Below are 24,048 nucleotides of genomic sequence, written 5' to 3' on the forward strand. Positions count from 1 at the left end.
CCCTTTATAATGTCGTGCTTTGTGAGAGAATCTCATTTTTTTTGCCAAGTTGCAAAATCTTTGGCGCGTAGTTTTTTAGCTCGGATTCATCATAAAGCGCGTAAGCCATAATGATGACTTTATCCCCCACCTGCGCAAGTCTAGCCGCTGCGCCATTTAGGCAGACTATCCCGCTGTGCGCTTGTCCTTTGATGATATAGGTGCTAAATCGTGCGCCGTTGTTGATATTTGCGATTTCGACTTTTTGTCCCACGCGGAGATTCGCACACTCCAAAAGTGCCGAATCGATTGTGATTGAGCCGACATAGTTTAGATTTGCGTCCGTAATCGTGGCGCGGTGCAGTTTCGCGCATAACATTTCAATTTGCATTTCGCCTCCGTTTCAAAAAAAATGCGGAATTTTAACATTAAATTGATTATACTTGCTTAAAATTTCTTTAAAAGGCGGATTTATGGAGCGAGTAATGTTGTCAGCTGGTAACGGCGGAGCGGAAAATGCGGAGCTAATCAAAGTATTTTTGCGACATTTTGAAAATAAATTTGGCACAGAAGATGCGGGGATTTTTGGGGATTTTAAAGGCGCAGATTCTACAAAAAAATACGCCACAAGCATTGATTCATTTACCATAACGCCCATTTTTTTCGCAGGGGGCGACATAGGCAAACTTAGCATTTGCGGAAGTGCCAATGATGTCGCAATGATGGGCGCAAAACCCAAATTTTTGAGTGCTAGTTTTATCATCGAAGAGGGCTTTTTGGTTGCGGATTTGGAAAAAATCGCGCAGTCTATGGGTGAAGAAATGCGCAAAAACGGCATTGCGCTAATCTCAGCGGATACAAAAGTCATCGAACGGCGCGAATCTAACGCAGATTCGGGGATTTTTATCACTACTTCAATCATCGGCGAAATAATGTATGAAGGCATAAGTGCGAAAAATTTGCAGGATGGCGATTGCGTGATAATCAGCGGAAATATCGGCACACACGGCGCGTGTATCTATTGTGAGCGCGAGGGGATTGATTTGGAGCATAATTTGCAAAGCGACTGCGCCGTGCTGTGGGGGCTTGTGGAGTTGCTAATCAAAAACGGCGTAGAGATTCACGCGATGAGGGACGCTACGCGTGGCGGAATCGCTTCTTTGCTAAATGAATGGGCGGTTTCTAGCAAGTGTGCGATTGAAATAGATGAATGCGCGATACCGATTAGCAACGAAGTGCGTGGTGTGTGTGAGATTTTAGGAATCGATGCGTTTAGTCTCGCAAATGAGGGCGTTTGTGCGTTTGCATTGCCAAAAGATTGTGCGCCTCGTGCTTTGGAGTTATTAAAAAGCCACGAGTTAGGCAGAAATGCAAGTATTATTGGCGTTGTCATTAAAAATGGCGCAGATTTAGGAAAAGTGGCGATAAAAAGCGATTTGGGAGTGAAGCGATATTTGGAATATCCGCAGGGGGAAATATTGCCACGAATTTGCTAAATTGCGCGTTTTGGTAATTTGTGTCTTTGGTATGTGATTTTTCGTTAGTTGCACTTAGACTGCGCTAAATTCGCAGAATCTGCGAGCAAAGCGAAAAATCTAAAAAAATCGTCATTGCGAGATTTTGCTTCACAAAATCGTGGCAATCTATATTAGATTCTGCGAATTTGCTGTGAGGCAGAATCTTGCTGGATATGGAGAGTTTTACGAAATACTTTGAATTGCCCCTTTTAATTTCCAGAATGTAGAATTTTGGTGTGGTGGAATTTGCACATATTATAAAATTTTGTGATTGTGTAAATATTAGAAGTGATATTTTTGTGCAAAATAGGGCAGAGTAGGGCGAATCTAAAAAATTTTAAAATTTTGCAAAAATTTTTATTTTTTTAAGTTTCGTTTAAGGAATATAGTTGTATTATTCCGCTTCCTTTTTTCGATAGAAATTTTTGAAATAGTTTGGAATTATTTTTGTATTAGCATAAGCAAATCAAATTCCATTTTAAATCGTAAATTTTCTTTTAGAATTTAGGTGTTCTGTAATTTAGAGATTTAATGTTTTTAGATTCTTAAACATTACAATTTTTAGTATAGTGATCTTTGACAACTAAGCAAGGACTAACGAATATCACAATGAATTGTGTTTAAGTTAGTTTGATTGAATACAACTTGTCTTACACGCATTTTGTCGCGCCTAGCGCGTGGCGAAATGTGGATATTTTGGTTTTAATTGAGCTAGTTGGATACGAATTTTTCATTTTTTTTGGCGTTTTGGATTCGTTGCGAATCTCAAAAGCCATTTTTTATGGAGAGTTTGATCCTGGCTCAGAGTGAACGCTGGCGGCGTGCCTAATACATGCAAGTCGAACGATGAAGCTTTCTAGCTTGCTAGGAAGTGGATTAGTGGCGCACGGGTGAGTAACGCATAGGTAATATACCCCATAGTCTAGGATAGCCACTGGAAACGGTGATTAATACTAGATACTCCCTACGGGGGAAAGTTTTTCGCTATGGGATTAGCCTATGTCCTATCAGCTTGTTGGTGAGGTAATGGCTCACCAAGGCTATGACGGGTATCCGGCCTGAGAGGGTGAACGGACACACTGGAACTGAGACACGGTCCAGACTCCTACGGGAGGCAGCAGTAGGGAATATTGCTCAATGGGGGAAACCCTGAAGCAGCAACGCCGCGTGGAGGATGAAGGTTTTAGGATTGTAAACTCCTTTTGTTAGAGAAGATTATGACGGTATCTAACGAATAAGCACCGGCTAACTCCGTGCCAGCAGCCGCGGTAATACGGAGGGTGCAAGCGTTACTCGGAATCACTGGGCGTAAAGAGTGCGCAGGCGGGATAGTAAGTCAGATGTGAAATGCTATGGCTTAACCATAGAACTGCATTTGAAACTGCTATTCTAGAGTGTGGGAGAGGTAGGTGGAATTCTTGGTGTAGGGGTAAAATCCGTAGAGATCAAGAGGAATACTCATTGCGAAGGCGACCTACTGGAACATTACTGACGCTCATGCACGAAAGCGTGGGGAGCAAACAGGATTAGATACCCTGGTAGTCCACGCCCTAAACGATGAATGCTAGTTGTTGCCCTGCTTGACAGGGCAGTAATGCAGCTAACGCATTAAGCATTCCGCCTGGGGAGTACGGTCGCAAGATTAAAACTCAAAGGAATAGACGGGGACCCGCACAAGCGGTGGAGCATGTGGTTTAATTCGAAGCTACGCGAAGAACCTTACCTAGGCTTGACATTGATAGAATCTGCTAGAGATAGCGGAGTGCTGGCTTGCCAGAGCTTGAAAACAGGTGCTGCACGGCTGTCGTCAGCTCGTGTCGTGAGATGTTGGGTTAAGTCCCGCAACGAGCGCAACCCTCGTCCTTAGTTGCTAGCAGTTCGGCTGAGCACTCTAGGGAGACTGCCTTCGTAAGGAGGAGGAAGGTGAGGACGACGTCAAGTCATCATGGCCCTTACGCCTAGGGCTACACACGTGCTACAATGGGGCGCACAAAGAGATGCAAAATCGCGAGATAGAGCAAATCCCTAAAACGCCTCTCAGTTCGGATTGTAGTCTGCAACTCGACTGCATGAAGCTGGAATCGCTAGTAATCGCAAATCAGCAATGTTGCGGTGAATACGTTCCCGGGTCTTGTACTCACCGCCCGTCACACCATGGGAGTTGTATTCGCCCTAAGCCGGAATGCTAAACTGGCTACCGTCCACGGCGGATGCAGCGACTGGGGTGAAGTCGTAACAAGGTAACCGTAGGTGAACCTGCGGTTGGATCACCTCCTTTCAGAGAATTTTTAGAAATATGTTTTTAGTCGTTGTGAGATTTTGTTAGCTTTGCTTAGTTTTCAGAGATTACTGCTAGTTGTTTTGATAGGGGCTTATAGCTCAGGTGGTTAGAGCGCACCCCTGATAAGGGTGAGGTCGGAGGTTCAAGTCCTCCTAAGCCCACCACAAGGGGAATTAGCTCAGCTGGGAGAGCGCCTGCTTTGCACGCAGGAGGTCAGCGGTTCGATCCCGCTATTCTCCACCATTAGAATCTAGCGTGAATCTTTGTAGTTTTTAAAGTCTAAATATGTGATTTTTGTGAATCGATTCGCAACGAATCATATATTTAGACTTTTTAAGTCTAGCGTTGTTTTAAAATTCTTTGTTAATAGCCAATAGTAAAAGATTACAATTTGCTTGTTTAATCATTATAGATTAAGCAAGGTAGTGAATGTAAATTAGAATATCTCATTTATAAGCTTGTTAAGAGCAAATGGTGGATGCCTTGGGTAGTAGAGGCGATGAAGGACGCACTAGACTGCGATAAGCTGTGGGGAGCTGTCAAGAGGCTTTGATCCGCAGATTTCCGAATGGGGAAACCCAATGCGTAGTGATGCGCATTACCTTAAATGGAGCGAACCTAGCGAAGTGAAACATCTCAGTAGCTAGAGGAAAAGAAATCAATAGAGATTCTCCTAGTAGCGGCGAGCGAACGGGGAAGAGGGCAAACCGAGTGCTTGCATTCGGGGTTGAGGACTGCAATATCCACTTGAATATCAAAGCAGAAGGACTTGGAAAAGTCTGCTATAAAGGGTGATAGCCCCGTAAGCGTAAAATATTCATAGGTAGCAGTATCCAGAGTAGGGCGAGACACGAGAAATCTTGCCTGAAGCCGGGGAGACCACTCTCCAACCCTAAATACTACTACTACACCGATAGCGCACAAGTACCGTGAGGGAAAGGTGAAAAGAACCGCAGTGAGCGGAGTGAAATAGAACCTGAAACCATTTGCTTACAATCATTCAGAGCACCATAGTGAGTCCCTTTGAGGAATTGGGGGGGGGAAAAAATGTATATCCCCTCCCTTAACCTAATTTCTCCAATATTTAAATTCAAGGAGAAACTTATGGGTAAAGATGAAAACGATAAGAAGCCAAGCAATATAAGTAAAGGTGCATCTCTAGCTGGTAAAGGTATTTTAGCTACGCTTAAAGCGACATTTGTCGCATCGCGTTCTATTATAGGTATTGTGCTAATATGCACTATTTACTTAATACCGACAGGGATTGCTGTATTGAAGGGCAGAGAAAATAGTGTTGCAATTTTTGCACTAAACTTTTTCTTGGGCTGGTCAATAATTTTTTGGGTTGTTGCTCTTGTGTGGGCATTAAAATCCGACAAAGATAAAATTATTGTCGTTCAGCAACAATCCAAGTAGGCTTATTGTTGTAAAATTTTATTGCTACGATTCAAATATATAGTATAGATTCGTAGCGAATCTTTATCGATTCTTCAGAGGGGCTCACTGGTGTGATGGACTGCCTTTTGCATAATGATCCTGCGAGTTGTGGTGTCTGGCAAGGTTAAGCACACGCGAAGCCATAGCGAAAGCGAGTCTTAATAGGGCGTTAAGTCAGATGCTGCAGACCCGAAGCCAAGTGATCTATCCATGACCAAGTTGAAGTAAGTGTAACAGCTTATGGAGGACTGAACTCGTGCCCATTGAAACGGGTTGGGATGAGTTGTGGATAGGGGTGAAAGGCCAAACAAACTTGGTGATAGCTGGTTCTCTTCGAAATATATTTAGGTATAGCCTCAAGTGATAGCAATAGGGGGTAGAGCACTGATTGGGCTAGGGCTGCCTACCGCGGTACCAACCCCTGTCAAACTACGAATACCTATTGCCTTATCTTGGGAGTCAGGCGGTGGGTGATAAAATCAATCGTCAAAAGGGGAACAACCCAGACTACCAACTAAGGTCCCAAAGTTCTATTCTAAGTGGAAAATGATGTGAAGTTACTTAGACAACCAGGAGGTTGGCTTAGAAGCAGCCATCCTTTAAAGAAAGCGTAACAGCTCACTGGTCTAGTGATTTTGCGCAGAAAATATAACGGGGCTAAGATAGACACCGAAGTTGTAGATTCTATGCTGGTGCATAGAGTGGTAGAAGAGCGTTCGTATCAGCGTTGAAGCCATATCGGCAAGAAGTGGTGGAGCGATGCGAAGTGAGCATGCAGGAATGAGTAGCGATAAAAGTGGTGAGAATCCACTTCGCCGAAAGTCTAAGGTTTCCTACGCGATGCTCGTCATCGTAGGGTTAGTCGGGTCCTAAGACAAGTCAGAAATGGGTAGTCGATGGAAAATTGGTTAATATTCCAATACCAATAGTAGTGTGCGATGGAAGGACGCATAGGGTTAGGTGAGCTAGCTGATGGAAGTGCTAGTCTAAGGGTGTAGCTTGGAGGATAGGCAAATCCGCCTCTGTATGTCAAACCTAAAAGGCTCTCCAAAGTCTTCGGATAGCGGGGAGAATCACTGATACCGTCGTGCCAAGAAAAGTTTCTAAGTTTAGCTACTATTGCCCGTACCGCAAACCGACACAGGTAGATGAGATGAGTATTCTAAGGCGCGTGAAAGAACTCTCTTTAAGGAACTCTGCAAACTAGCACCGTAAGTTCGCGATAAGGTGTGCCTAGCAATAGGTCTCAGCAAAGAGTCCCTCCCGACTGTTTACCAAAAACACAGCACTTTGCAAACTCGTAAGAGGAAGTATAAGGTGTGACGCCTGCCCGGTGCTCGAAGGTTAAGAGGATTTGTCAGGGGCAACCCAAAGCATTGAATTGAAGCCCGAGTAAACGGCGGCCGTAACTATAACGGTCCTAAGGTAGCGAAATTCCTTGTCGGTTAAATACCGACCTGCATGAATGGCGTAACGAGATGGGAGCTGTCTCAAAGAGAGATTCAGTGAAATTGTAGTGGAGGTGAAAATTCCTCCTACCCGCGGCAAGACGGGAAGACCCCGTGGACCTTTACTACAGCTTGGCACTGCACATGGGAGCATTATGCGCAGGATAGGTGGGAAGCTTTGAAGTCTCTACTCTGGTGGAGATGGAGCTGTCCTTGAGATACCACCCTTAATGTTTCTGTGGGCTAACTGGCTAGAGTTATCCTCTAGCAGGACAATGTCTGGTGGGTAGTTTGACTGGGGCGGTCGCCTCCTAAAAAGTAACGGAGGCTTGCAAAGGTTGGCTCATTGCGGTTGGAAATCGCAAGCAGAGTGTAATGGCATAAGCCAGCCTGACTGCGAGACAAACAAGTCGAGCAGAGACGAAAGTCGGTCATAGTGATCCGGTGATTCTGTGTGGAAGGGTCATCGCTCAAAGGATAAAAGGTACCCCGGGGATAACAGGCTGATCTCCCCCAAGAGCTCACATCGACGGGGAGGTTTGGCACCTCGATGTCGGCTCATCGCATCCTGGGGCTGGAGCAGGTCCCAAGGGTATGGCTGTTCGCCATTTAAAGCGGTACGCGAGCTGGGTTCAGAACGTCGTGAGACAGTTCGGTCCCTATCTGCCGTGGGCGTAGGAGAGTTGAGGAGAGCTGTCCCTAGTACGAGAGGACCGGGATGGACACGCCACTGGTGTAGCAGTTGTTCTGCCAAGAGCATCGCTGCGTAGCTACGCGTGGATGTGATAACCGCTGAAAGCATCTAAGCGGGAAGCCAACTCCAAGATGAACTCTCCCTGAAGGTCGCAGCAAGACTAGCTGCTTGATAGGGTAGGTGTGTAAGCATAGTAATGTGTTTAGCTGACTACTACTAATAGACCGCTTGGCTTATTTGATATTCTAATTTAGCACTACCTTGTTTAGTCTATAACTATTGGCTATTGAAAGAGAAAGTATAGTGTATCCAAATATTTGTGTTACATTATCCTTTCTCTTTTCCTTGTGTTTATGAAAAAGAAGGACACACCTAGTTTTCCATCCCGAACCTAGCAGTTAAGCTTCTTTTTGCCGATGATACTGCGTTTTTCAAGCGTGGGAATGTAGGTTGATGCAGGGATTAGAGAAAATTCTCTAACTTATTTCTTACAATTTAATCACTTCAAATTTTATACATTTTATTTTTTTTAATCATATAAAATCCATAAGATTCGCAGAATCTAATGGAGATTCCGCGATTTTATACAAATTAGATTCTGCAAATCGTTGAAATCTTTGCTAGATTCTGCGAATCATTACAATCTTACGCTAGATTCTGCGAATTGATATGATTTTGCTTGGATTGATAAAATTTGCGAAAATCGCAGAATCTGCATTATTTGTTAGATTCTGCGATTTTACAAAATTAGCGCATTAGATTCTGCGAATTATTATTTATTTTTTGCATTTTTTAAAGATTATTAAAGTCCATATTGTGTAGAATCCAAAAATTTTGAAAAAATCAAGGACGACTATGCCACAACGCACCGACATTAACACTATTTTACTCATCGGCTCTGGACCCATTGTCATCGGGCAGGCGTGCGAGTTTGACTATTCAGGCACGCAAGCGGCAAAGACGCTCAAAAACTTGGGCTACCGCGTGGTGCTGATAAACTCAAACCCCGCGACCATTATGACAGACCCTGATTTTGCCCACCGCACTTATATCGAGCCTATCACGCAAGAAGTCATCGCAAATATCATAAAAGCCGAAAACATAGACGCGATACTGCCTACTATGGGTGGGCAAACCGCGCTCAATGTCGCAATGGAAATGTATGAAAGCGGGGCATTGAATGGTGTGAAGTTTTTGGGCGCAAATCCTAGCGCAATCAAAAAAGGCGAGGATAGGCAGGCGTTTAAAGAGGCTATGTTAAAGATTGGTATGGATTTGCCAAAGAGCCACTATGCCTACACGCTTGAGGAAGCGGAGCAGGCGGCACAAAGCATTGGATTCCCGCTTATTATCCGTGCGAGCTACACGCTAGCAGGCGGTGGTAGTGGCGTGGCGTATAATATCGAGGAGTTTAAGGCATTGGCAAAAGCGGGGCTAGAGGCAAGCCCTATCAATGAAATCTTAATCGAAGAAAGCCTTTTGGGGTGGAAAGAATATGAAATGGAGGTAATCCGCGATAAGAATGATAACTGCATAATCGTGTGCTCTATCGAGAATCTAGACCCTATGGGCGTGCATACGGGGGATTCTATCACTATCGCCCCTGCGCTCACGCTCACCGACAAAGAATATCAGCGAATGCGCGATGCTTCTTTTAAGATTTTGCGTGAAATCGGCGTGGATACGGGTGGGAGCAATGTGCAGTTTGCCATAAATCCTAGCAATGGGCGAATGACGGTGATTGAGATGAATCCGCGAGTGTCGCGTAGCTCCGCACTTGCGAGCAAGGCAACAGGCTACCCCATAGCCAAAGTGGCTACAATGCTAGCTGTTGGATTTAGCCTAGATGAGATTACAAATGACATTACAGGCACACCTGCGAGCTTTGAGCCGAGCATTGATTATATCGTTACCAAAATCCCGCGCTTTACTTTTGAGAAATTCCCGCTGGCAGATTCTACCCTCACCACTTCGATGAAGTCTATCGGCGAGGTGATGGCGATTGGCGGGAGTTTTAAAGAGAGCTTGCAAAAGGCGTTGTGTAGCTTGGAGAATGGATTTTGCGGGTTGGATAGTATGACAAGCGACATTGAGCTAGCGAAAAAAGAGACGCGCAGGGCAAATGCAAATCGAATCTTATATGTAGCGGATTGCTTTCGGCTGGGGCTTAGTGTAGAGGAAGTCGCGGAGCTTAGCAAAATCGATAAATGGTTTTTGCACCAAATCTATGAGCTAGTGGAGGCTGAAAGGGGCATAAGTAGCGAGATTTTACGTGATGAGGGGGCTATGCGCTCTCTCAAATCGCAGGGATTTAGCGATAAGGCTTTGGCTAGACTTTTAGCGCAAAATGAGGGCGTGGAGATGAGTGAGGGCGAAATCTACACGGCAAGAAAGGCAATGGGCGTGGTGGCGAGATATGAGGAGGTGGATACTTGTGCGGCGGAGTTTGAGGCTTTGACCCCATACCTTTACTCTACGATTCCTGTGAGCAATTTGTCTTTGGGTATGCAATTTGCGCCGTTTTCGCATAAAACTTCGCTCGATGAACCATTAGTTCTATCTCGCTCGTTTCACGCAAAAACAGCGCAAAGCCACACCGCAAATACTTCGATTGATTTGTGGGTAGATTCTGCAAAAAACGCAGAATCTACCCACAAATCGTCATTGCGAGCGAGTGTAACGAGCGCGGCAATCCACAAATCCACAAAAAACAATATAGATTGCCACGATTCGGCTATCGCCGAATCTCGCAATGACAAAATAAATGCAGAATCTCACACGGCACGTGATTCCAAAACAAACAACTCGAATGAATACCCCAGAACAAATTGCCAAAAAGATGACGCACAAAGCAAAAAAGTGCTGATAATTGGAGGGGGTCCAAATCGCATCGGTCAGGGCATCGAATTTGATTATTGCTGTGTGCATTCTAGCTTCGCGCTCAAAGACTTAGGCGTGCAAAGCATAATGTATAACTGCAACCCAGAGACCGTTAGCACAGATTATGACACAAGCGACACTCTTTACTTCGAGCCTATCGACTTTGAGCGCGTGAGAGCTGTGATAGAGAGAGAAAATCCAAATGGCATAATCGTGCATTTTGGCGGACAAACGCCACTAAAACTTGCCAAAAATCTCACCACCATCGGGGCAAAAATCATCGGCACAAAGGCAACCGTAATCGACACCGCAGAGGATAGAGAGAAATTCGCCACATTTGCAAAAAAGCTAAATCTAAATCAGCCCCCAAACGGCTCTGCCACAAGCAAAGAACAAGCCTTTGCCATAGCGCGAAATATCGGCTACCCCGTGCTTGTGCGCCCTAGCTATGTGCTAGGCGGACGGGCTATGCGTATCGTGCAAAGCGATGATGAGCTAAAAACCTATATGGACGAGGCGGTGAGAGTGAGTGAGTCTAGCCCCGTGCTTGTGGATAAATTTTTAGACCACGCCACCGAGCTTGATGTCGATGCGATTTGCGATGGGGAGGAAGTCTATATCGGCGGGATTATGCAGCATATCGAGGAAGCAGGCGTGCATAGCGGGGATAGCACAAGTGTCTTGCCTAGCATAAATATCGATGAGAAAATGCTAGAATCCATTCGCACCACCACCGAAAAAATCGCCATAGAGTTAGGAATCGTGGGGCTACTAAACATTCAATACGCAATCCACCAAAATACGCTTTATATCATCGAAGTAAATCCGCGCGCTTCTCGCACCGTGCCTTTTGTGAGTAAAGCCACAGGGATACCGCTTGCCAAAGTCGCCACCCGTGTAATGTGGAACTATTCACAAAATAATACGCCAAAAGGCACTCTCAAAGAAGCGTTGAAATTTTATGATAGCTTTCATCGCGTGGATTTTAACGCAAAACCGCTTTGCCACAAGGCATTAAAACATATCGCTGTGAAAGAATCTGTCTTTCCATTTAGCAAACTAAGCGGGGCGGATTTGATTTTGGGACCTGAGATGAAAAGCACGGGCGAGGTTATGGGGATTTCGCGTAATTTTGCGATGAGCTTTGCCAAAAGTCAAATCGCCTCCAAAAATGTCATTCCGTTATCGGGCAGCGTGCTTTTGTCAGTCGCTGACAATGACAAGCCTGAATTGCCACGAATCGCAAAGGGTTTTGCCAAACTTGGATTTAAGATTTATGCCACAGGCGGGACTTATGACTGCTTGGAGGCGCATAAAATCCCCGCACACAAGGTGCTAAAAATTAGCGAGGGACGCCCAAATATCCACGATATGCTGACAAATGGCGAGATTTGCCTTATCGTAAATACGAGCGACAATAAGTCTAGCAAAGATGACGCAAGGCAGATTCGCGCCCAAGTCGTGCGCCTCAATCTGCCCTATTTTACGACAATCGCAGGGACAGCAGTAGCGATAGAAGCGATAAAAGAGTTGCGCAAAAATTCGCCAAACACCGCAAAACCTTTGCAGGAATATTTAGTCGCAGAATCTAGCGTAGATTCTGCGAATCGCACAAAATCTAGCGCAGATTCTGCGAAAAACGCAGAATCTAGCAAAAAAATTTAGGACAATAAAATGGATTTATCAAACGCCATTTTTTTAGCGCAGAGCGATACCACAGCGGGATTTTTGAGTGCGAATCGATTGCGAATCTTAAATGCAAAAAACAGCCCCAAAAACAAAGCGATTTTACGCGAATCGTGTGATTTGGCGCACATAAAAAATATCACGCGAATCCCGCGAATCTTACAAAAACGCATTCGCCGTGCAAAAAAAAGCACATTTATTTTTGATAACGGGCTATCTTTTCGCGTGGTGCGCGATGATTTTAGCGACAAAGGCACGAATCTCCACCACGCTTTTTTAAAACGATTTGGCACACTTTTTTCATCATCAGCAAATAAAAATGGCGGACGATTTGACGAAGCATTCGCACTACAAAGCGCGGATATTATTGTAAGCGATTCGCGTGGGTTGCGTGAGGATTCGCCTTCACATATTTTCAAAGTCAAAAAATCCAAATTAAAGAAGATTCGATGATTTCACGCATATTTTCAACTCTCGCATTTGGCGCAATCTTTGGACTTTTCCCGCTGATTATGTTCTATGGCGGGGTTTGGATAAATTATTTTGCGCCCTATGAAATCAAAGAATATTTCAACGGATTTTTCACGCAGAATCTAAATTTGTATTTTTACGCGCTGTTTGGGGCGTTTAGCGGGATTTGCTTTGTGGCGAATGGTAATTTTTTGAAAATTCTTTATTTGCTTTGTGCGATGATTTTGATGGCGACTTTAATCCCAAGCGTAGGGCAAAGCGTGGGGCAAAAACTCTTTTTAAAAGAAAATGTCCGCATTATCCAAAATGGCAAAAGCGAAGTTGTGCGCGTGATTTACAGGGATAAATACAAGTTTTATTACAACACAGCGGAAAATCCAAAGGTTGTGAAAGTGAATTTGGGAGCAAATCGTGGAGCAAATAGTAGCGGACAAAATGAGGCAAATACAAATGCGAATAGATAAATTTCTAAATACGACAAATATCCTAAAACGGCGCAGTCTAGCGCAGGATTTAATCAAAAATAATTTAGTTTGCGTAAATGGCGCGGTTGTAAAGGCAAGTAGGGAGGTAAAAATCGGCGATATTGTGGAAATCAAATTTTTAGAATATACCAAAAAATACAAGATTTTAGCAATCCCACAATCCAAAAATGTCCCCAAAAACGCCAAAAATGACTTTTGGGAGGAAGTAGGGTAGGGCAGATTCTGCGATTTTCGCAGAATCTAGCGCAGAATCTCGAACGAAAATCGCAGAATCTGCTTGAATTTCGTCATTGCGAGAAAATGAGCGTAGCGAATTTTCGTGGCAATCCACTTTTTAAATATAGATTGCCACGACTTGCAAGCAAGTCTCGCAATGACAGCGTAAGATAATTCGCAGAATCTCGAACGAAATTCGCAGAATCTCGCGCAATTTTCGCAGAATCTCAAACGAAAATCGCAGAATCTAGCGCGTTTTTTGGGGAAATTCGCAGAATCTAGCGCAATTTTCGCAGAATCTATTAAAGGAAACAAATGCAAAAACTTATCTTTTATCTCATCATCTGCGTTGTCACACACGCACGAAGCGACTTTGAAATATTCGGCGATACATTCACGCTTATGCCCGTGCCTGTGGGCGTTGTGAGTGAGAGTATGGAGGATTATTGGGGCGCATTTCAATTATTGCTAGGCACGGCAGCAACGCAGGGCGCGATTGAAGGGATAAAAAGCGGTTTTAATTTAGCACATAAAAATGGATATAGCATCGCATTTGCCAAACGCCCGTGTTGCGATAGTTACAAGGGGATGCCAAGCGGGCACGCAGGCGGGGCGATGAGTGCGGCGGGATATGTATTTTATCGCTACGGGTGGAAGCCGGCACTGCCACTTATCGCGCTAAGTGTCGCCACTAGCGCATCGCGCGTGTATGCGGAGAAGCATAGCGTTTGGCAGGTTTTGGTGGGGAGTGCGATTGCGTGGGGATTTGCCGCGCTTTTTACCACGCCATACAGCGAGTTTGTGGATAATAGCGCATTTGGCGTGGCATATCGCAACACTTATCATTCCGCACCGCGCCGACAATTTTTCGTTTTCCCATCAGTTGGGCGAGATAGGGCGTATAGGATATTTTATTATGTTAGCGTGAGTTATGTTTTTTAGGTTTTGAGTGCAATTTATCTTTTGGATTTTGAGAGCAATTTGTCTTTTGAGGAAACTGCGCTTCGCTTGTTTTGGGTAGTCATTCCGCAGATTTGGCAAATCTAAAATCTAAAATAGATTCGTCATTGCGAATAAGCAAAGCGAGTGCAACGAAGCAACCATCCAAAAATAATCCGTGCGAAGCACCCAAATCTCGCCCGCTTCGTGGTGCAAAAAATCGGTTTGAAGGTTGCAGTAGTGCAACCGCCGATTTTTTGCTAGAAGCGGATAAGCGAGGCACTCCCCCTAAAAGCGAAAAAGCGGCTGCTTTTTGGCGCGTAGGGGGAGCGGGGAGGGGGGTGCAGCCCTTTTGCGAAAAGAAATAAGCGAATCGAATGCTAAAAATGGCGAAAATATCGCAGATTCTGCGTTTTTGTGTGAGATTCTGCGAATTGCGCGAAAATCGCAGAATCTAGTGTGTTTTCGTCATTGCGAGGCGCACGAAGCGAAGCGAGTGCAACGAAGCAATCCACAAATTTTTGCGATAGCAAAAATGATAAAACTATCGCAGATTCTGCGAAAAACACTTCAAATTGTCATATTGAGTGTAGCGAAAAATCTCAAAAAATAGAGATTCTTCGATTGCTTTGCAATCTCAAAATGACAAAATAATAGATTGCCACGAGAATTCGCTTCGCTCATTCTCTCGCAATGACAATTAGTTGCAGATTCTGCGTTTTCGTGTGAGATTCTGCGAATTGCGTAAAAATCGCAGAATCCGCCCAAATTTCGCAGAATCTACCCGCAGAATCTCCCAAAAATCCTACTTCTTTTTCCCTTTTTTGCCGTCTTTTTCTTTTTCTTTCTTTTCTTTGCGCGAGAAAAATGACGCTTGCGAATATGGCGTAACGATTGTCGGGTCGGCTAGTAGGCAGACTTTCGTTTGGTCTTTGCCATCATAATCGACTTTTGAGAGCAAATCCCGCGCGATATTGATTCGCGCTCGTTTTTTATCCGTAGAATTCACCAAAATCCACGGCGCCTCCGCAGTGTGCGTGCGTGAAAACATCTTTTGAAACGCCTCCGTGTATTCATCCCAAAGATTTAGCGATTTGTTGTCAATGGGGCTTAGCTTCCACATACGAAGCGGGTCGGTTTTGCGCCGTTCTATGCGCCTTTTTTGCTCATCTCGCGCGACATTTAGAAAGTATTTAAAGACGATTAGTCCGCTTGAAATTAGCATATTTTCTAGGTTTGAGACTTGTATGATAAACTCGCGGTATTCCTCCTGTGTGCAAAATCCCATCACGCGCTCGACACCAGCGCGGTTATACCAGCTTCTATCAAAAAGCACGATTTCGCCCGGTCGCGGGAGCTTGATAAGATAGCGCAAAAAATACCAATCGCGTTTTTCTAGCTCTGTTGGCGCAGGGAGTGCTACGATTCGCAGTCCTCTTGCATTTAGGCGATTTGTGAGTGCCTTAATCGTCCCGCCTTTTCCCGCGCCATCGCGCCCTTCCATAATGATTAACACGCGCTTTTTGTTATTCATCACCCAAGTTTGAAACTTTATAAGCTCGATTTCTAGCTTATACATTTCGTCCTCATAAAATTTGCGTTTGAAGACTTGTAGCTTCCCGCGCTCTTTATAAACCTCGCTTATATCCTTGCTATCCTCTGGTCGAATCACAATTTGTTTTGACATTTTGTCCCTCCGTTTTGAAATTTTAAGTTTTGATTGTAGCAAAAATGCGCTAAAATTCGCTTTATTTTTTTTAAAAAGGATTTTGCAAATGAGATTTTTTAGACTTTCGATGAAACCTTTAATGAAACGCAACGAGAGAGAGAGAGAGAGAGAGAACGGCGCGGTGCGCTAAATAACGCAGATTCTGCGAAAAACGCAGAATCTAATACAAAAAACCCCAAAAATCCCGCAGATTCTGCGAATTTCGCAGAATCTCCCCAAAAAAACGCAGAATCTCCCACAAATCCCACAAATCCCAAATTTCCCAAATTCCCACGCAATCTAATTCGCGCGATTTTCCCATCGCACGGCGATTTGAGCGACAAAGACTACAAAATTTACCGCGATATTTCCATCTTTGCGATTTTAAATATTTGCTTTTTAGTCTGCGTTTTCTCGCCATTTGCGCTGTATTCAAGCGATGTGACGCAGTTTGACGCCACGCAGACGACCTCGACTTTATGCGCGCTAGCGGGATTTTTTATCCTCACAAGCGGTGCAATCATCTACACCACGAGTTTTTTCTACAAAACAAGACTTTTGAAAATCGGCACATTCGCATTTTGCGTGGTTTTAAGCATTGGATTTATTTATTGCTTCGTGCTAGATTTTAATGTGATGACGGGTGAAAGTTATAGCGAGATTGATAATTTCACCTTTAAAAATCCGCATAATTTATCCGCACCGCAGGGGAAATTCGTGGATTTGGCAATCGGCATTTTATCGTGCGTGGTGGCGATGGTGCTGTTAAGATTTAGGCAAATTACTCTTGTGATTTTTAGGGTATTTTTTATTAGTTTTGTCGCTGTGGGCGGTATTTATTGCTATAAAATCATAAAAGATACGCACAATTTAGATTCTGCAAAAATCGCAGAATCTAACTCTAAAAACCCCGCAGATTCTGCGAAATTACCCGCATATCACGGACAACTCACTGCTTTTAGTAAAGATGATTTAAATGTGCTAATTTTGCTTTTTGATGGATTTAGCGGGTCGCATTTGAAGTATATTTTTGAGCAATTCCCCGAGTTTGAGAGGGAATTTAGCGGATTTACTTATTATCCAAATACACTTAGCGTGGATGGGCACACCACGCGGACGGCGCACACGATTTTAAGCGGACACGCACTTGCGCCATATGCAAACAAAGAAAAGTCTTTGGAGCAGTATGCAAAAAGTGCCAAAAATGCCTTGATTGAGAGTTATAGGCAATTTGCAAAGGCGGGATTTGAAGTGAGTAGTTTTGGAATGCCATATTTGCAAAACGCAGATTCTGCGCCAAAAATCCACATTTATGAATATGGCGATGATTATTTTGAGAGTTACAAAAATGCGTATAATTTAGATGACTTAGTGCAGAATCTCCGCGCAAAAAATCGCCCCATTGGTGAGATGATTTCGATGGGATTATTTTATTTTGCGCCATATTCTTTTCGCGTGCGGATTTATAGGGACTTTGAGTTTGGGAACTATTCGTGGATTTTTGGCAGTAAAGTGCAAATTGGCGGATTTATAAATGGACTTAAAAATACTTCGCAACTACCGATGATTGCGGATAATCTAAACACAAACGCCACGCAAAAAACGCTAAAATACATCCATACAATGCATACGCACTATCCTTTTTCGCTGGATTCTGCGGATTGTGCGCCAAAGTTTAATGCCCCTTCGCAACTTCCAGCGCAGTTTCGCGCATTTGTGGCAAATCCAAATCATTATGATAATGAAATTTGCGCGATAAAAGAAACTATTAAAATTTTGCACTTTTTAAAGGCGGAGAAAATCTATGATAACACGATGATTGCGCTAGTTAGCGACCATAGTTATAATGACATAATTGAGCATAATATGCCTAAAAAATCGCTTGGAAATAATCCAAATCCGCTTTTGATGATAAAGCATTTTAATGCGAATGGCGCACTAAAAACGGATATGCGACTAATGAGTAATGCCGATGTTTATGGGATTTTATGCGATAAATTAAATGCGTGCGATGAAAAAAATATCTTGCAAAATTATCCCAAAAATCGCAAAATCATTCACACGCTAAATATCCACTGGACGCAGAAGGCGCAGAGAAATGATGGATTGATTTTTGAAAAAGTGTGGGAAGTTGAAGATGTGCTGGATACAAGCAAATGGAAGGAAATCAAGTAGCATTCGCAGAATCTGCGGTAGATTCTGCGATTTTGCTATTGTAAATTGTGAAAAAGTTGAATTTAGATTTTGGTTACGGAAAATTTTGAAGTTTAAAATTATGGCGGGTCATTGAGGGATTCGAACCCCACGCGTGAAAATGTCTTAACGATTATGGTTTTAGATTCAGCTGTGAAAAATTTGATTTTAAATTTGATTTGTGAAAAGTTGAAGTTTAAAGTTATGGCGGACAGGGAGGGATTCGAACCCTCGGTAATCTTAACGACTACGCGTCCTTAGCAGGGACGTGGTTTAAGCCAACTCACCCACCGGTCCAAAAAAATGCGATTCGCAGAATCTTTGCTAACTTCTGCGCCAAATCCGCAAATCCAAAATTCGCAGAATCTAAATCAAGATTCTGCGTTAAAGATGAGATTCTGCACCCACCACACAACCCACTCCGCAAGGGAAGGGGGAAGTTTCAGATTCTGCGATTAAAAAGCGAGATTCTGCGTCAAAATTCGCAAACATTTTGCATTTGCATTAAAAAAGCGAAATTGTAGCAAAATATTTTGAAATTTCGCTAATTTTTGCGTAAATTTTACATTTTGCGAAAATTTTGCCAAAAATTCGCCTTGATTCTGCGAAATATTAAAATTTTGTTGGTTATTATTTTGCCACTTTAAAGAAAAAGGAGCGACAGATGGAATTTATCGATGAGATTAAGGATAAGGCGCGAAAATATCAAAAGGCAATCGTTTTGCCAGAAACCGATGATATTCGCGTGATTGAAGCGGCGGCAAAGGTGCTAAATGACGGCTTTGCAAAAATAATTTTGCTTGGCGATGAAAGCAAAGTGCGCAAAAAAGCCACAGGATTTGACATTAGCAAGGCGGAGATTATAAATCCTGCCACTTCTTCGCTTTTGCCAAAATATGTGGATTTGCTAGTTGAACTTCGCGCACACAAGGGAATGACAAAAGAAAAGGCAGTGGAATTACTGACAAACAATCCGCTTTATTTTGGCGCGGCTTTGGTGCGCGATAAAAAGGCGGATGGAATGGTGGCTGGGTCGCTATCCCCAACTGCTGATGTGCTTCGCGCCGCTCTGCAAATCGTAGGCACACAAAGCGGGGTAAAAGTCGTATCCACATTTATGCTAATGGTGCTAAAAGATTCGCCACTTGGCTACCAGCACAAGTTTGGTGGGATTTTTGGCTTTGCAGATTGCGCGCTTATCCAAAATCCAAATGAAAATGAACTTGCGCAAATCGCAATTTCTAGCGCAAAAACTTTTCATAGTTTAACGGGCGGTGTGCCAAAAGTCGCGCTTTTAAGCCACTCAACTTATGGTAGCGCAAAGCACGAAAAAGTCGATAAAGTGCTTCGTGCGCTTCATATTGCAAAAGAAACTGATAGCAATCTACTGATAGATGGCGAGTTGCAACTTGATGCGGCAATCATTGAATCCGTAGGCAAGGCAAAAGCACCGCATTCAAAAATCGCAGGAAGTGCGAATGTGCTGATTTTCCCAGACATTGACGCAGGAAATATCGGCTACAAGCTAGTGCAACGATTCGCACACGCAGACGCCTATGGTCCTATCACGCAAGGATTGGCGCAACCGATAAATGACTTGTCACGCGGGTGCAGTAGCGATGATATTGTCGGCACGATTGCGATTACGGCGTTACAATCGCTATAAATTCAACAAAAGGGAGAAAAAATGAAAGTTTTAGTAATAAATTGCGGTAGTTCATCGCTCAAATATCGACTTATAAATATGGAAAATAGCGAAGTTTTGGCAGATGGAATGTGTGATAGGATTTATTTAGAAGGTAGCGTGTTAAAATACAAGGCGCGCGGGCAGAAAATCGAGCGGCAAATGCCTATGCCAGACCATAAAAGCGCGATAAAATATGTCTTTGATATTTTGGCGGATAAAGAATGTGGCGTGGTTGAATCGCTTGATGAAATTGAGGCGATAGGACATCGAATCGTGCACGGAGGCGAGTTTTTCTTTAACTCCGTTTTAGTTACCGATGATGTCATCGCAAAAATTGAGGCGTGTAGCGATTTAGCCCCGCTTCATAATCCCGCGCACTTGATGGGGCTACTAGGTTGCAGAGAGCTAATGCCAAATACGCCTATGGTGTGCGTTTTTGACACTTCATTTCACCAAAGTATGCCACCCCGCGCGTATCTTTACGCATTGCCTTATGAGTGGTATGAGAAATACAAAGTCCGCAAATACGGCTTTCACGGCACTAGTCATAAGTTTGTAAGCAAACGGACAGCGGAATTTTTGGGATTAGATATAAACAACTCCAAAATTATCACTTGCCATTTAGGCAATGGAAGTTCGCTCTGTGCGGTTCAAAACGGCAAAAGCATTGATACAAGTATGGGGCTTTCGCCTTTGGAAGGAATCGCTATGGGGACGCGCAGTGGGGATTTAGACCCTGCGGTGCTTCAATATATCGCAAAAAAGGAAAATCTAAATATTGATGAGATTTTAAATGTGCTAAACAAAAAAAGTGGCGTGCTTGGAATCTCAAAGCTATCAAGCGATTTTAGAGACTTACTTGCCGCAGAAGGCAGTGGCAACGAGCTTGCCGCACTTGCAAGGCGCGTATTTGCCTACCGCGTGGCAAAATACATCGGCTCATATATGGCAGCGATGAATGGCGTAGATGCGATTGCATTTTGCGCTGGGGTGGGCGAAAACGCCGTGTATATTCGCGGACTAATCGTGGAGCATTTGGGATTTTTGGGAGTGCAATTAGATGTCGGCGTAAATGTCGCCACCATCGGCAAAGAAGCGTTAATCTCTACGGCGGACTCAAAAGTCAAAGTCTGCGTAATCCCCACAAACGAAGAGCTAGTAATCGCGCAGGATACTTATGAAATCGTGTCGAAGTTGTAGGATTTTTTGTTAGATTCTGCGAATTTATAGATTCTGCGTTTAGATTCTGCGATTTTAGGCGAAAAACGCAGAATCTAGCACAAAAAAAGTCAAAAAAACGCAGAATCTGCGTTATTGTTTCCCCCTCCCTTGCGGAGGGGGATTAAGGGGGTGGGTAAAAATCCCAAAATAATCCGTCATTGCGAGGGAGCGAAGCGACCGAAGCAATCCACATATTCAAAAGCATAAAATAGATTGCCACGATTCGCTAACACAGAATCTCGCAACAACAAAAACTTTATTTGAGATTCTGCGAATTTATAGATTCTGCGTTTAGATTCTGCGTTTAGATTCTGCGATTTTAGGCGAAAAACGCAGAATCTGCTTTTAAAAAATCCCAAAAATCTGCATTTTTTTTCACAAAAATTCACAAAAATTCACAAAAAATCAAAAAAATTCACAAATTTTCAAAATTTCTCATATTTTTCAGCGAAATTTAAGGTTGGGGGGGGGCAAAATTCGTTTTTAGAAATTTTAATTTAAAGGATTGATTATGGATAATGGATTGTTAGCATTGCTTGGATTTTTACTTGTATTGCTTGTGATTGCGTATCTAGTGGCACTTGTTGTCTCGTGGTGGAAAATCTTTGAAAAAGGTGGCGAAGAGGGTTGGGCGGCAATCGTGCCATTTTACAATGCCTATATTTTAGGCAAAGTCGCAGGTGGCGTTGGCTTTGGCGTGGGCTTTCTTGTGGTGGTAATGATTCAATTTTTTGGCATTATTATGGGGCTAGTCGTAGTATCTCTCACGGGAGAAGAGGATGCTTATGCCTTGATAGTCATTCTTTTTGCCTTGCCATTTTTGATTATGCGTCTTGTTTTGGCATTTAAATTAGGTGGAAAATTTGGCTGTGGTGTGGGGATTAGATTTTTACTTGCCATTCCATATATAAATTTTATAGCATTTTTATATCTTGCATTTAGCAAAAATTGCGTTTATAGTGAGCAACCAAAAGAGGCGTCTGTGGGGTGGTTTATAGTTTTTTTATTAACACCACTTTTTATAATATTTTTATTATTTATGGCAGTTGCCGTGCCTAGATTTACAGCCACTGGGATGCGTGCACAAGTATCAATCGCGAGAAGCGACTTAGCATCAGCGCAAAAGGCGATTGTAGCGAAAGTCTTTGCGGATAATATCGATGTAAATAAACGCAAAGCACCAAATGGCAAAGATTGGGGCGAGTGGATTATGGAAATTGCAGAACTTGATGAAAGCAGGTGGAAGGCGGGAAATAATGGCATTTACGCCATCGGCACGGACGAAAAAGGCAAGAAGCGCAAACTATGCAAAGATATAAGCGGACTGCCCGTGCTGTGGATAAATCCCCGCGATGGCAATATGCACTTTAACCCTAGCAGATTAAGCGATGATTATGACAAAGATGACTTTTGTAGCTATTTGCGTATGAGCTATACATACAGCGGAGGCAATTACGATAGAATCATACCACTTGCTTCTACGGGTAGTGTTGAGTGGTAAAAACCTTGTCTCGCGCGAATGCGAAGTGCAAAGCGAAGAATCTCTTTTTTTAAATTTTTGAGATATTTCGACTTTTTCAAAGTCTCAATATGACAAAATTTATTTCGCACGATTCGCAGAATCTGCCAAAAATTTGCGAGATTCTACGCCAAGATTCTGCGAAAATATGTAAGATTCGCAGAATCTGCCCCAAATTCGCGAGATTCTGCGAAAATCAAACAAAATCCGCAGAATCTAGCATTATTTTCAAAATAAAATCGCAGAATCTACCCCTTAAAACAATCTTTTCTGCTATAATTTCGCATTTTTGCAACTCTGTAAATGAAAGGTTAAAAATTTTGGACTACACAAATGCTTTGATGAAAAAATCACGCTGGCGGATATTTTGGCAATGACACAGGCGCAAAGCGACTTTACAGAGCGCATAATCCGTGAGAAACCAGATGAGTGGTTTTGGTTTCATAGGCGATTCAAAGGAAAATATCGTGAGCTTTATGTATAAAATCAGCAATTTTTTGCCACAATTACAATTTTGCAAATTTTAAAGATTCGAGGTAGATTTTGGAAGAATTTGATTATTACGAAGTGCTTGAAGTCCAGAAAACAAGCGACAAAGAGATTATAAAAAAGGCTTATCGCAAACTTGCCCTAAAATATCATCCCGATAGAAATGAGGGCGACAAGGACGCGGAGGAAAAATTTAAGCAAATCAATGAAGCCTATCAAGTGCTTAGCGATGATAGCAAACGCGAGATTTATGACAAATATGGCAAGGCAGGGTTAGAAAACAGCGGATTTAGCGGTTTTAGCGGAAAAGATTTTGGCGATATTTTTGGCGACATTGGCTCTATATTTGAGAGCGTTTTTGGGAGTGGATTTGGCGGTGGATTTGGCACGAATCGGAGACAAAGTGGCTTTGAATCGGACTTTGCTATTGTGCTAAATTTGAGTTTCAAAGAAGCTGTCTTTGGTTGCAAAAAAGAAATCAAAAATTCATATAGAGCATATTGCGAGGAATGCAAAGGCAGTGGCGCAAAATCAAAAGAGCAATGTGGTGCGTGTAAAGGGCAGGGCAAGGTTTATACGCGCAGTGGCTTTATGACTTTTGCGCAAACTTGCCCAAAATGCGGTGGATTAGGCGAAATCATCAAAGATAAATGCCCCAAATGCAATGGCAAAAAATTCACGCAATTAGAGGAAAAATTCACTATCGAAATCCCAGAAGGCATCGATACAGACAATCGAATCCGCGCTTCAAATCACGGACACAAGCTACCAAGCGGGGAACGCGGGGATTTATACATTATCATTGATGTGAGCGAAGATTCGCATTATATTAGGCACGGGAGCGATATTTATATCGAAATCCCCGTGTTTTTTACAAATATTATTTTGGGTGGAAGCATAAAAGTGCCTAGTTTGCGGGGCGAATTAGAGTTAAAAATCCCGCCAAACGCCAAAGACAAAGAACAATTTGTTTTCAAAAATGAGGGCGTAAAAAGCCTAAATAGTAGCCAAAAAGGGCGATTTATCGTCCAAATCAAAATCACTTATCCAAGTGAAAAACTCACAGCAGAGCAGCGCAAAATCGCAGAGGATTTGCATAAATCCTTTGGGCTAAAAAGTGAGCCACACAAGGGGATTTTGGATAGTTGTTTGGATAAAATTAAAGAATGGTTAGAATGAGTTAGATTCTGCTATAATT

Annotated in this window: 21 protein-coding genes, 3 tRNA genes and 3 rRNA genes; 20 read left to right on the forward strand and 7 right to left on the reverse strand. The window is 43.1% G+C overall.

The annotated features are described in order from the left end of the window. Window positions 1–4: 4 nt before the first annotated feature. On the reverse strand, window positions 5–370 hold the full coding sequence (panD, locus tag ACWIUD_RS08330) for an aspartate 1-decarboxylase (RefSeq protein WP_454135681.1): 366 nt from the start codon (window positions 368–370) through the stop codon (window positions 5–7). Window positions 371–452: 82 nt separating this feature from the next. On the opposite strand from panD, the gene hypE reads away from it, so the two are divergent. The 10 genes from hypE (at window position 453) to ACWIUD_RS08380 (ending at window position 13,092) form a co-directional block, all read left to right on the forward strand. Beyond that, complete coding sequence (hypE, locus tag ACWIUD_RS08335; RefSeq protein WP_454148459.1) at window positions 453–1,475, forward strand: hydrogenase expression/formation protein HypE; 1,023 nt, start codon at window positions 453–455, stop codon at window positions 1,473–1,475. Window positions 1,476–2,274: 799 nt separating this feature from the next. After that, window positions 2,275–3,774: ribosomal RNA gene (locus ACWIUD_RS08340) — 16S ribosomal RNA — on the forward strand. A 90-nt stretch (window positions 3,775–3,864) separates the two neighbouring features. Beyond that, window positions 3,865–3,941, forward strand: a tRNA-Ile gene (locus ACWIUD_RS08345). 3 nt (window positions 3,942–3,944) lie between these two features. Next, window positions 3,945–4,020 (forward strand) — tRNA-Ala (locus ACWIUD_RS08350). 207 nt (window positions 4,021–4,227) lie between these two features. Continuing rightward, window positions 4,228–7,597: ribosomal RNA gene (locus tag ACWIUD_RS08355) — 23S ribosomal RNA — on the forward strand. Window positions 7,598–7,699: 102 nt separating this feature from the next. Next, window positions 7,700–7,818, forward strand: a 5S ribosomal RNA gene (gene rrf, locus ACWIUD_RS08360). Together the 16S, 23S and 5S rRNA genes with 2 tRNA genes alongside form the textbook arrangement of a ribosomal RNA operon. 393 nt (window positions 7,819–8,211) lie before the next feature. Beyond that, window positions 8,212–11,901: a carbamoyl-phosphate synthase large subunit gene (gene carB / locus ACWIUD_RS08365; protein WP_454148461.1), complete on the forward strand. Its 3,690-nt coding sequence runs from the start codon at window positions 8,212–8,214 to the stop codon at window positions 11,899–11,901. Window positions 11,902–11,910: 9 nt separating this feature from the next. Further along, entirely contained in the window at window positions 11,911–12,375 is a 465-nt protein-coding gene (locus ACWIUD_RS08370; RefSeq protein ID WP_454148463.1) for a Sua5 YciO YrdC YwlC family protein, read from the forward strand. Next, the gene (locus ACWIUD_RS08375; RefSeq protein ID WP_454148465.1) at window positions 12,372–12,857 is read left to right on the forward strand and encodes a hypothetical protein; all 486 of its coding nucleotides are present in this window, start codon (window positions 12,372–12,374) and stop codon (window positions 12,855–12,857) included. Before ACWIUD_RS08370 ends, ACWIUD_RS08375 begins: the two co-directional genes overlap by 4 nt. Further along, window positions 12,844–13,092 carry an RNA-binding S4 domain-containing protein gene (locus ACWIUD_RS08380; RefSeq protein ID WP_454148467.1) on the forward strand — a complete coding sequence of 83 codons (249 nt, stop codon included), beginning with the start codon at window positions 12,844–12,846 and terminating at the stop codon, window positions 13,090–13,092. Before ACWIUD_RS08375 ends, ACWIUD_RS08380 begins: the two co-directional genes overlap by 14 nt. 26 nt (window positions 13,093–13,118) lie before the next feature. On the opposite strand, the gene ACWIUD_RS08385 is transcribed toward ACWIUD_RS08380, so the two are convergent. Then, complete coding sequence (locus ACWIUD_RS08385; RefSeq protein ID WP_454148469.1) at window positions 13,119–13,409, reverse strand: hypothetical protein; 291 nt, start codon at window positions 13,407–13,409, stop codon at window positions 13,119–13,121. Between ACWIUD_RS08385 and ACWIUD_RS08390 the strand changes: the two genes are divergently transcribed. From ACWIUD_RS08390 to ACWIUD_RS08400, 3 genes are all read left to right on the forward strand, one after another. Then, on the forward strand, window positions 13,410–14,036 hold the full coding sequence (locus tag ACWIUD_RS08390) for a phosphatase PAP2 family protein (protein WP_454148471.1): 627 nt from the start codon (window positions 13,410–13,412) through the stop codon (window positions 14,034–14,036). A 71-nt stretch (window positions 14,037–14,107) separates the two neighbouring features. Further along, entirely contained in the window at window positions 14,108–14,401 is a 294-nt protein-coding gene (locus ACWIUD_RS08395) for a hypothetical protein (protein ID WP_454148473.1), read from the forward strand. Further along, window positions 14,386–14,646, forward strand: a complete 261-nt coding sequence (locus tag ACWIUD_RS08400) for a hypothetical protein (RefSeq protein WP_454148475.1) — start codon at window positions 14,386–14,388, stop codon at window positions 14,644–14,646. The genes ACWIUD_RS08395 and ACWIUD_RS08400 overlap by 16 nt, the downstream gene beginning before the upstream one ends. Window positions 14,647–14,838: 192 nt before the next feature. On the opposite strand, the gene ppk2 is transcribed toward ACWIUD_RS08400, so the two are convergent. Further along, window positions 14,839–15,720, reverse strand: a complete 882-nt coding sequence (gene ppk2 / locus ACWIUD_RS08405; RefSeq protein ID WP_454148477.1) for a polyphosphate kinase 2 — start codon at window positions 15,718–15,720, stop codon at window positions 14,839–14,841. Window positions 15,721–15,818: 98 nt separating this feature from the next. Continuing rightward, the gene (locus tag ACWIUD_RS08410; protein WP_454148479.1) at window positions 15,819–16,040 is read right to left on the reverse strand and encodes a hypothetical protein; all 222 of its coding nucleotides are present in this window, start codon (window positions 16,038–16,040) and stop codon (window positions 15,819–15,821) included. Between the two features lie 34 nt (window positions 16,041–16,074). Between ACWIUD_RS08410 and ACWIUD_RS08415 the strand changes: the two genes are divergently transcribed. Beyond that, window positions 16,075–17,916, forward strand: a complete 1,842-nt coding sequence (locus ACWIUD_RS08415) for a sulfatase-like hydrolase/transferase (protein ID WP_454148481.1) — start codon at window positions 16,075–16,077, stop codon at window positions 17,914–17,916. A 223-nt stretch (window positions 17,917–18,139) separates the two neighbouring features. Here the strand turns inward: ACWIUD_RS08415 and ACWIUD_RS08420 are convergent. Further along, window positions 18,140–18,231 (reverse strand) — tRNA-Ser (locus tag ACWIUD_RS08420). Further along, window positions 18,218–18,349: a hypothetical protein gene (locus ACWIUD_RS08425; protein ID WP_454148483.1), complete on the reverse strand. Its 132-nt coding sequence runs from the start codon at window positions 18,347–18,349 to the stop codon at window positions 18,218–18,220. The genes ACWIUD_RS08420 and ACWIUD_RS08425 overlap by 14 nt, the downstream gene beginning before the upstream one ends. Before the next feature lie 249 nt (window positions 18,350–18,598). Between ACWIUD_RS08425 and pta the strand changes: the two genes are divergently transcribed. Continuing rightward, a complete protein-coding gene (gene pta, locus ACWIUD_RS08430) occupies window positions 18,599–19,600 on the forward strand; it encodes a phosphate acetyltransferase (protein WP_454148485.1) in 1,002 nt (333 codons plus the stop codon). A gap of 21 nt (window positions 19,601–19,621) precedes the next feature. Then, window positions 19,622–20,821 carry an acetate kinase gene (locus ACWIUD_RS08435; protein WP_454148487.1) on the forward strand — a complete coding sequence of 400 codons (1,200 nt, stop codon included), beginning with the start codon at window positions 19,622–19,624 and terminating at the stop codon, window positions 20,819–20,821. A gap of 176 nt (window positions 20,822–20,997) precedes the next feature. Here the strand turns inward: ACWIUD_RS08435 and ACWIUD_RS08440 are convergent, their stop codons facing one another. Further along, window positions 20,998–21,201, reverse strand: coding sequence for a hypothetical protein (locus ACWIUD_RS08440; RefSeq protein ID WP_454148489.1), 204 nt, complete (start codon window positions 21,199–21,201; stop codon window positions 20,998–21,000). Window positions 21,202–21,353: 152 nt separating this feature from the next. Here ACWIUD_RS08440 and ACWIUD_RS08445 point away from each other — a divergent pair, with 152 nt between their 5' ends. From ACWIUD_RS08445 to dnaJ, 4 genes are all read left to right on the forward strand, one after another. Next, window positions 21,354–22,343 carry a hypothetical protein gene (locus ACWIUD_RS08445; protein WP_454148491.1) on the forward strand — a complete coding sequence of 330 codons (990 nt, stop codon included), beginning with the start codon at window positions 21,354–21,356 and terminating at the stop codon, window positions 22,341–22,343. 89 nt (window positions 22,344–22,432) lie between these two features. After that, the gene (locus tag ACWIUD_RS08450; RefSeq protein ID WP_454148493.1) at window positions 22,433–22,738 is read left to right on the forward strand and encodes a hypothetical protein; all 306 of its coding nucleotides are present in this window, start codon (window positions 22,433–22,435) and stop codon (window positions 22,736–22,738) included. After that, a complete protein-coding gene (locus ACWIUD_RS08455) occupies window positions 22,735–22,845 on the forward strand; it encodes an LpxL/LpxP family acyltransferase (protein WP_454135715.1) in 111 nt (36 codons plus the stop codon). The genes ACWIUD_RS08450 and ACWIUD_RS08455 overlap by 4 nt, the downstream gene beginning before the upstream one ends. Before the next feature lie 59 nt (window positions 22,846–22,904). Further along, a complete protein-coding gene (gene dnaJ / locus ACWIUD_RS08460) occupies window positions 22,905–24,029 on the forward strand; it encodes a molecular chaperone DnaJ (RefSeq protein WP_454148495.1) in 1,125 nt (374 codons plus the stop codon). Window positions 24,030–24,048: the final 19 nt, after the last annotated feature.

This window comes from Helicobacter sp. 23-1044 (assembly GCF_053654695.1).

What these genes read in the sequence shown, in the direction of transcription:
- panD (WP_454135681.1), bottom strand. Translation starts at nt 370, where the DNA reads ATGCAAATTGAAATGTTATGCGCGAAACTGCACCGCGCCACGATTACG.
- hypE (WP_454148459.1), top strand. Translation starts at nt 453, where the DNA reads ATGGAGCGAGTAATGTTGTCAGCTGGTAACGGCGGAGCGGAAAATGCG.
- carB (WP_454148461.1), top strand. Translation starts at nt 8,212, where the DNA reads ATGCCACAACGCACCGACATTAACACTATTTTACTCATCGGCTCTGGA.
- ACWIUD_RS08370 (WP_454148463.1), top strand. Translation starts at nt 11,911, where the DNA reads ATGGATTTATCAAACGCCATTTTTTTAGCGCAGAGCGATACCACAGCG.
- ACWIUD_RS08375 (WP_454148465.1), top strand. Translation starts at nt 12,372, where the DNA reads ATGATTTCACGCATATTTTCAACTCTCGCATTTGGCGCAATCTTTGGA.
- ACWIUD_RS08380 (WP_454148467.1), top strand. Translation starts at nt 12,844, where the DNA reads ATGCGAATAGATAAATTTCTAAATACGACAAATATCCTAAAACGGCGC.
- ACWIUD_RS08390 (WP_454148471.1), top strand. Translation starts at nt 13,410, where the DNA reads ATGCAAAAACTTATCTTTTATCTCATCATCTGCGTTGTCACACACGCA.
- ppk2 (WP_454148477.1), bottom strand. Translation starts at nt 15,720, where the DNA reads ATGTCAAAACAAATTGTGATTCGACCAGAGGATAGCAAGGATATAAGC.
- pta (WP_454148485.1), top strand. Translation starts at nt 18,599, where the DNA reads ATGGAATTTATCGATGAGATTAAGGATAAGGCGCGAAAATATCAAAAG.
- ACWIUD_RS08435 (WP_454148487.1), top strand. Translation starts at nt 19,622, where the DNA reads ATGAAAGTTTTAGTAATAAATTGCGGTAGTTCATCGCTCAAATATCGA.
- ACWIUD_RS08445 (WP_454148491.1), top strand. Translation starts at nt 21,354, where the DNA reads ATGGATAATGGATTGTTAGCATTGCTTGGATTTTTACTTGTATTGCTT.
- ACWIUD_RS08450 (WP_454148493.1), top strand. Translation starts at nt 22,433, where the DNA reads ATGACAAAATTTATTTCGCACGATTCGCAGAATCTGCCAAAAATTTGC.
- ACWIUD_RS08455 (WP_454135715.1), top strand. Translation starts at nt 22,735, where the DNA reads ATGACACAGGCGCAAAGCGACTTTACAGAGCGCATAATCCGTGAGAAA.